Source organism: Agrobacterium sp. RC10-4-1, from assembly GCF_014138475.1.
GTDB lineage: Bacteria > Pseudomonadota > Alphaproteobacteria > Rhizobiales > Rhizobiaceae > Agrobacterium > Agrobacterium pusense.
In genome coordinates this window covers 248,418-254,210 of the sequence record NZ_JACJIT010000009.1, presented here as the reverse complement: position 1 = coordinate 254,210, position 5,793 = coordinate 248,418, and the positions used below count along the sequence as shown (strand labels likewise).

Sequence of the window (5,793 nt, the reverse complement as noted above, 5' to 3'; positions counted from 1 at the left end):
TATTGTTATTACGATCGACTGCCGCGTCAAAACAAACCCACCCTTTCAATCAATCCTCACTCAGATTCCCGGTTTCCGCACAAAACCCGCATAAATCATCCGTCCAGGCAAAGCAATCATCCAGGTAAACAAGCGAATAAATTATATGTTTGCTCGATTATCCATATTAATATATATGTTTTCATCACCCTCATTTTGTGCCCGGCCGGAATCCTCTTCGCCCCCTCACCGCGTGAAACAACATTCCGTCAAAAAAGTATAAATATAAAAATATATGTATTACTGCGGATTTTATAGCAAAAATATTCCCATCGGCCCACCGCGCGCTGCAGGCGCGTTTCTGAGTGACACCCTCATCAGCACGGTTGCTGATAAATCCGTCAAAACAAAAAATACAAAAATATATAATTCGCAAAACGTAACCGACGAAACAATTCGTCTGCTTTCTACGAACACAAGAGTATCGGGAAGCTTCAAAGCTTTTCCAGCTTGGCAAGAAAAAAACGATCACTCCAAAGAGCCGTGGATTTAAGCTCGGCTGGACGAAGAAACCGTCGAACATCCCCGGCAGCCTCTTTCCAGTCGATACGTTTAATCGTTTCTGAAAGAGCCGCTTTCAGCCAGGCACCATCTACATGGACAGTCTCATCTCCCGCCCACGGACCAGCCTGCATCAGCGCACTGCGCAAAAGGTCCAGATTCGGCGAGACGCTGCGGGACACATACCAGGAGAAGTCGAACCAATCACGCCCCTTGAGAAAACCACGGCATAGAAGAGCGTGTATCTTGAGCGCAAAATTGGAAGGCAAATCCTGATGGCGGACCTCACAATCAGCCGGAAAATCAAGGTAGGTAGTTGCCTCACCCGATCCCGCAGGCGGATTAATGTCAATCTCAAGTTTGATACGAATTGTCTTGGGTCGACCTCTTCCCGCAAATGACAGATCCAACTGGCTCGCGATGGAATCATCCTTGATAACAGCCTGCCGGATCGCTGTATCCATCCGCACCTTGGGATGTGCCTCCAATTCCAGCCCGAACTGGCTGACAACATCCGTCAGAACCTTGAGATAAGGAGACCAGTTGAAACCCGTGTCGGGAGCCCGCAGAAGAAAATCGAGGTCCTCGGAAAAACGCGGCAGGCCATGAAGAATGCGAAGGCTTGTACCACCCTGAAAAAGAGCCACATCGAAAAAATCGCCCCGCCACAAGGCTTAGAGTACGACCTCCTGCAGTATTTCCTTGACGGCATTCTCTTCCTCTATTGCACTTTCCGCCGCGTATCGCCGAAGCTTGTCCCGGATAATCTCAATCATGCCCTGACCTCGACATCATGCAGACGCCGGGAAGGCATCAGAGCACCTTCCAGCGCCCGGAGAAAGACATTCGCAGCCTTGTGCTTGTACACCGGCTTCAATGCCGTAAAATCCGTACGTCGCAATCCGAAAAGGGCATCTTCCTCGATCCTCATACCAATCGTCAGCCATTCAAGCCCGCTCCACTCCACCTTGCGAAGCGCTACCAGATCCATAAGCGCCCGAAGAGGCCTAGCAACGAACGCAATCGAGCCGTTGAGCGGGACACGGTCAACACTCGTCATGAACCGATAATCGTTGACCGCCAGAGGATGATAGCTGAAGGTCCCGAACCCGGGCGTCGAAAAATCCTGGCTTTTGCGTCCAGGTGAAACACTGGCCGTAACAAACACCGCCTCCGGAATCCATCCATGAAACGACAGTGCTGTTTCGAAAGAGATATAGCTGCCCGGCACGAGGTTTTGGGCGACGGCAAACGGATGAACCGGGTCACGTCGATAGCGTCGCGCCAGCACATAACAACCACGCTTCAGGCGGATGAGGGACCCGTCTTTCAAAGCGCGGTTGACAAGGCCATAACGGCGCGCGTCACTGCCGCCCAGCAACTCGGCGAGTTGCCGGTCATTCAGAAAACGATCAGCCAATCCGGCTGCAGAAATCTGGTCAACCAACGACGACATAATTCTTGATACTTCCAATTTATGAAAGTTTCAAGAATTTTTATACAGGTGCCGGAACCCGTTCGCGGCGGGACGCACCTGTTCGAGTATCGAGTTTTTATGGCGAGGACGGCAGGCGTATCGTCGGTTTCGACAACGAACGCGGCAAAGGCGATCGTTGCATCTCGACGGCGACGAGCATCCTTACATGTTCACAACGACCGATGCCCTCCTGTCCGACTTTCGGAAGGAGATAATCAAAAGGAGGAAGAAGCCATGAGAGAAGCCTTGATTCAAATCAGAGCAGACAGCGAAGCTGCCCTCAATGAGGTTTTTGAAAGGGCAACGAACGCCATGCGTTCAGGCAATCCCTCAGAGCCAGTGGCAGTCTTCACCTTTGCGTCGCCCGCACAGCTTTTTTCTGTCATCACCCCCAAAAGGTGGGAATTGATTGAACATCTTCAGAAGATCGGTCCATCGAGCATACGCGGACTTGCCCGATCCGTCGAACGTGACGTTAAGCGTGTCCACGAGGACGTGTCCGCATTGTCGGACTGGGGTATATTCGAACAAACCGAAGACGGAAAGGTTCACGTACCCTACGAAGTCATCCACGCGAATTTCGACCTCAGAGCGGCAGCCTGATCAGGGACCGCAACGCAAACCATCGCCGGGTCTATATGATCGAGGCCCTCAAGATGTCGACGGCGAGGGTTTCCGTAGGAGGCGAGCTTTCGCCCATGCCGTAGGATTATTCCAAGGCGATCGCTTAGTCACGTCTTACGAAATGTCCGCAAGTGCCCAACGCGTCGCGGCGAAGCCGTCGAGCAGGGGCATGATCGATCGCAATCGCCGCCTGACGGCGCACCGGCCAGTTCCTGCTACTCGGCTCGGCTTCCATCAATCTCCTCAAACAATCTGGAGAAACACTGGCTGGCCACATAGCATATCTTGAAATGCAGCCTGTCGATGGATTGGAAGTGCCGGCAAATGCAATGGATAAACTTTGGCTAATCGGTTGATTTCCCGATAGTTTCCTTGCTTTCAGCGACAGTGGGAGCACCACTTCCGACCGCATGGCGGGGGCTTCCTACTGCGGCTGAGGAACACGGTTTACGTCCCGGTGCCCTACTTGGAGGCAACCGCTGCACGAACGTTCATGGCGACGGCATCCAGCATGAAGATATAGCGACTTGCAGCTATAAGGGACACCTTGAATGCCTGTAATTTTGACGCTATATTGCGTCAGTATCTTTGGTAAATTTGAGGAGGCGAACATGGCTCTCGCACAATACGCTGACAAAGGGCTGTTCGCGCCGGGAAAAATCGCCGACGTTCTTCATACAACAAGCGACGATATCGCGCGCAGTGCCGGGTTGGGCAAAGATGCGGTACAGCGCAAAGAACGCATCAAGTCGGACAAAACCCAACGGCGGCTGCGCGAAATGATCGAAGTCATCAACAAGGTTGAGGCCCGTTTCGGGTCTGCGCTCATGGCATATGCGTGGTATCGTTCACAGCCTCTCTCAGGCTTTTCTGGCCACACAGCAATGCAGCTAGTTCGAGACGGGCGCGCTCACGAAGTACTCGAATACATCGACGCGATCGACGCTGGCGTACATGCCTGACCCTTGATGAAGTACCAGGGCAAGCTCTACCGAGCCCTTAATCCGGTTTATGCTCGTGAGCCGCTGTCCGGACGAGGAGCCGAGCTTTATGGCGGCAGATTCAATCCAAAAGGTATGCCTGCCCTCTACACGTCAGTGACAGTCATCACGGCATTGAAGGAAGCAAATCAGGCGGGCAGCTTACAGCCCACAACTCTTGTCTCCTACGATGCGGACATCACACCGCTGTTTGATACTCGCGATGGCGCCCTGCTTCATGATCATGGCATTGAAGCTCAAACGCTCGGTACCGCGACCTGGAGAGACGACATGAACGTCTTCAGTGAAGCGCCCACACAGCGTCTTGCCCGGACTCTGAAAAACGAGGGCTTTTGCGGTTTGATCGTCAGAAGCTTTGCTCCAGGCGCGACCGATGCCGATATCAACGTCGTCCTCTGGACATGGGGGGACATTCTCCCGCATCAGTTGATCCTGATCGATGATGAGCAGCGCTTGTCGCGCTGAACACGCCTGGAAACCGAGCGTAGCAGACTGATGGAACGTTGCTTTCCGTCAACCTCCGCACCGATAATCCCAATCTGCACAAACGGCACGCAACCCCGGATTTCCGCTCCCGGCCACCGACGATCCGGAAAGACAGGCCAGCATGATGCACGCCTTGTATTATACTTCCGGAAAATCCACGAAAGTTAAGAAAGAAAGAGGAATAATCGACAGTTCCATTGCCGAGCTCATCCGCGACGCCAACAGGCTCGATCACCTCGATGGCTGCCAGAAGCAGCATATGCTCGAATGCGCGGTCACAACAATTCGCAACATGCGCGAAACAAACGGTATGCCGTCCGGCGCCGGCCGTGACAGTCTCCTTGACCTCCACACCGTTGCCCTCTCCATCGGACGCGGATGGCGCAGCGATGAAGAAATCCGGAACGCCCTGCTGCAGGCAGCCGCCATGATCCGCGACCTGCATATCATCCTCGACAGCAAAACCGAATCAGCCTCGTCAAACCTGCCGGACCAGCTTCGTCAGCGACGCGTCATCCCCATGATCCCGGTATCAAGGCCGTCATCATTATGGCCGCGCAGTCTGCCAGAACGCTGCCGTTTGCTGCACGCTCTGACCAGCCTCAACCGTCGCGCCGGACCGCGAACAAAACCGGCAGACCCCTCCCGCACAATCCTGCGAAGTTCCCGTGCGGCGGCCGGAATGGTCGCCTGCCCTTTGTCGGTGACTGTCCTTGTCATTCCGTCGGGCCATCTGCATCGGCGCCGGACATCCGCCGGCGGAATACGGTGGATGCATGAACGCTTTTCACGCTCGGGCGGCGACAGCGGTTTTGAAACCAGGGGTACGGGAGGTCGCTATGCTGGCTAAAGTCACACCGAATACCGTCAGCCGTGCAGGGCAAGACGAAGCGGGCGCTCGAGGCCCACAACCCGTCACCATCGAAGCGATCAAACGCGACTACGAAGAGCGAGGGATCATTTTCGTCAACGACGATCCTATACCGTATGGTGGACCGGGGTAAGGCTCAGCAAATAGTGAAAGGTTGAAGTTCCGCCTCTTCCCAAGTCAGTCTGCCGCGACTGGTTTATCGAACTGAGATAAGATCACAACCCGCGCGCTATGACGAGCATTTCACGCAGATCAAACGGCGGAACAAAATCCGACACCCCGAACACTACCCGCATCTGCAGTTCAACTTTGGAATGTATTGACCCGTCCAGGATTGCAGACGTGTAGCGACGTAACGCACCATCGATGCGCACGCAGTTCGACCAGAATGGCGTTCGTCGTTAAATACGGCAGGATAGGCAATTGGTATACCGCCCGGTCCGAACGCCAAACTTATGTCCCAACCCGACATCGATGGGAGGACCGTCCTGACTCCTTTCAACAGATGAAGATGAGCCATCATGCGCACATCCGCAGCGTGTGGAACGGTCTCTCTTTCCGCCCGATAACCGCTGCTACCAAAGCATTGCTCGACATGTGAACGCGCAAAAATACAAGGGTGGGAGGATAGGAGGATAGGAGGATAGGAGGATAGGAGGATAGGAGGATAGGAGGATAGGAGGATAGGTGAACAGGTGAACAGGTGAACTGGCGAACTGACGATCAGGAGAACAGGAGAACAAGAGAACAGGAGAACACGAGAACACGAGAACAAGAGAACAGGAGAACACGAG

7 protein-coding genes are annotated in these 5,793 nt (G+C 53.9%); 5 read left to right on the top strand and 2 right to left on the bottom strand.

Translation table 11 applies throughout. The annotated features are described in order from the left end of the window. Positions 1-473: 473 nt before the first annotated feature. Both FHW77_RS23360 and FHW77_RS23355 read right to left on the bottom strand, forming a co-directional pair. Positions 474-1,211 carry a nucleotidyl transferase AbiEii/AbiGii toxin family protein gene (locus FHW77_RS23360; protein WP_280136149.1) on the bottom strand — a complete coding sequence of 246 codons (738 nt, stop codon included), beginning with the start codon at positions 1,209-1,211 and terminating at the stop codon, positions 474-476. A 101-nt stretch (positions 1,212-1,312) separates the two neighbouring features. Beyond that, the gene (locus tag FHW77_RS23355) at positions 1,313-1,996 is read right to left on the bottom strand and encodes a type IV toxin-antitoxin system AbiEi family antitoxin domain-containing protein (RefSeq protein WP_044458816.1); all 684 of its coding nucleotides are present in this window, start codon (positions 1,994-1,996) and stop codon (positions 1,313-1,315) included. 255 nt (positions 1,997-2,251) lie between these two features. Here FHW77_RS23355 and FHW77_RS23350 point away from each other — a divergent pair, with 255 nt between their 5' ends. From FHW77_RS23350 to FHW77_RS23330, 5 genes are all read left to right on the top strand, one after another. Beyond that, positions 2,252-2,620: an HVO_A0114 family putative DNA-binding protein gene (locus tag FHW77_RS23350; RefSeq protein WP_044458817.1), complete on the top strand. Its 369-nt coding sequence runs from the start codon at positions 2,252-2,254 to the stop codon at positions 2,618-2,620. A 632-nt stretch (positions 2,621-3,252) separates the two neighbouring features. Beyond that, positions 3,253-3,603, top strand: a complete 351-nt coding sequence (locus FHW77_RS23345) for an MbcA/ParS/Xre antitoxin family protein (protein WP_044458987.1) — start codon at positions 3,253-3,255, stop codon at positions 3,601-3,603. Positions 3,604-3,609: 6 nt separating this feature from the next. Next, a complete protein-coding gene (locus tag FHW77_RS23340) occupies positions 3,610-4,107 on the top strand; it encodes an RES family NAD+ phosphorylase (protein ID WP_044458818.1) in 498 nt (165 codons plus the stop codon). 142 nt (positions 4,108-4,249) lie between these two features. Continuing rightward, positions 4,250-4,978 (top strand): hypothetical protein, encoded by a 729-nt coding sequence (locus FHW77_RS26795; RefSeq protein WP_244467003.1) that lies wholly within the window; start codon positions 4,250-4,252, stop codon positions 4,976-4,978. After that, positions 4,968-5,132, top strand: coding sequence for an XRE family transcriptional regulator (locus FHW77_RS23330; protein WP_286086120.1), 165 nt, complete (start codon positions 4,968-4,970; stop codon positions 5,130-5,132). The genes FHW77_RS26795 and FHW77_RS23330 overlap by 11 nt, the downstream gene beginning before the upstream one ends. Positions 5,133-5,793 lie beyond the last annotated feature (661 nt).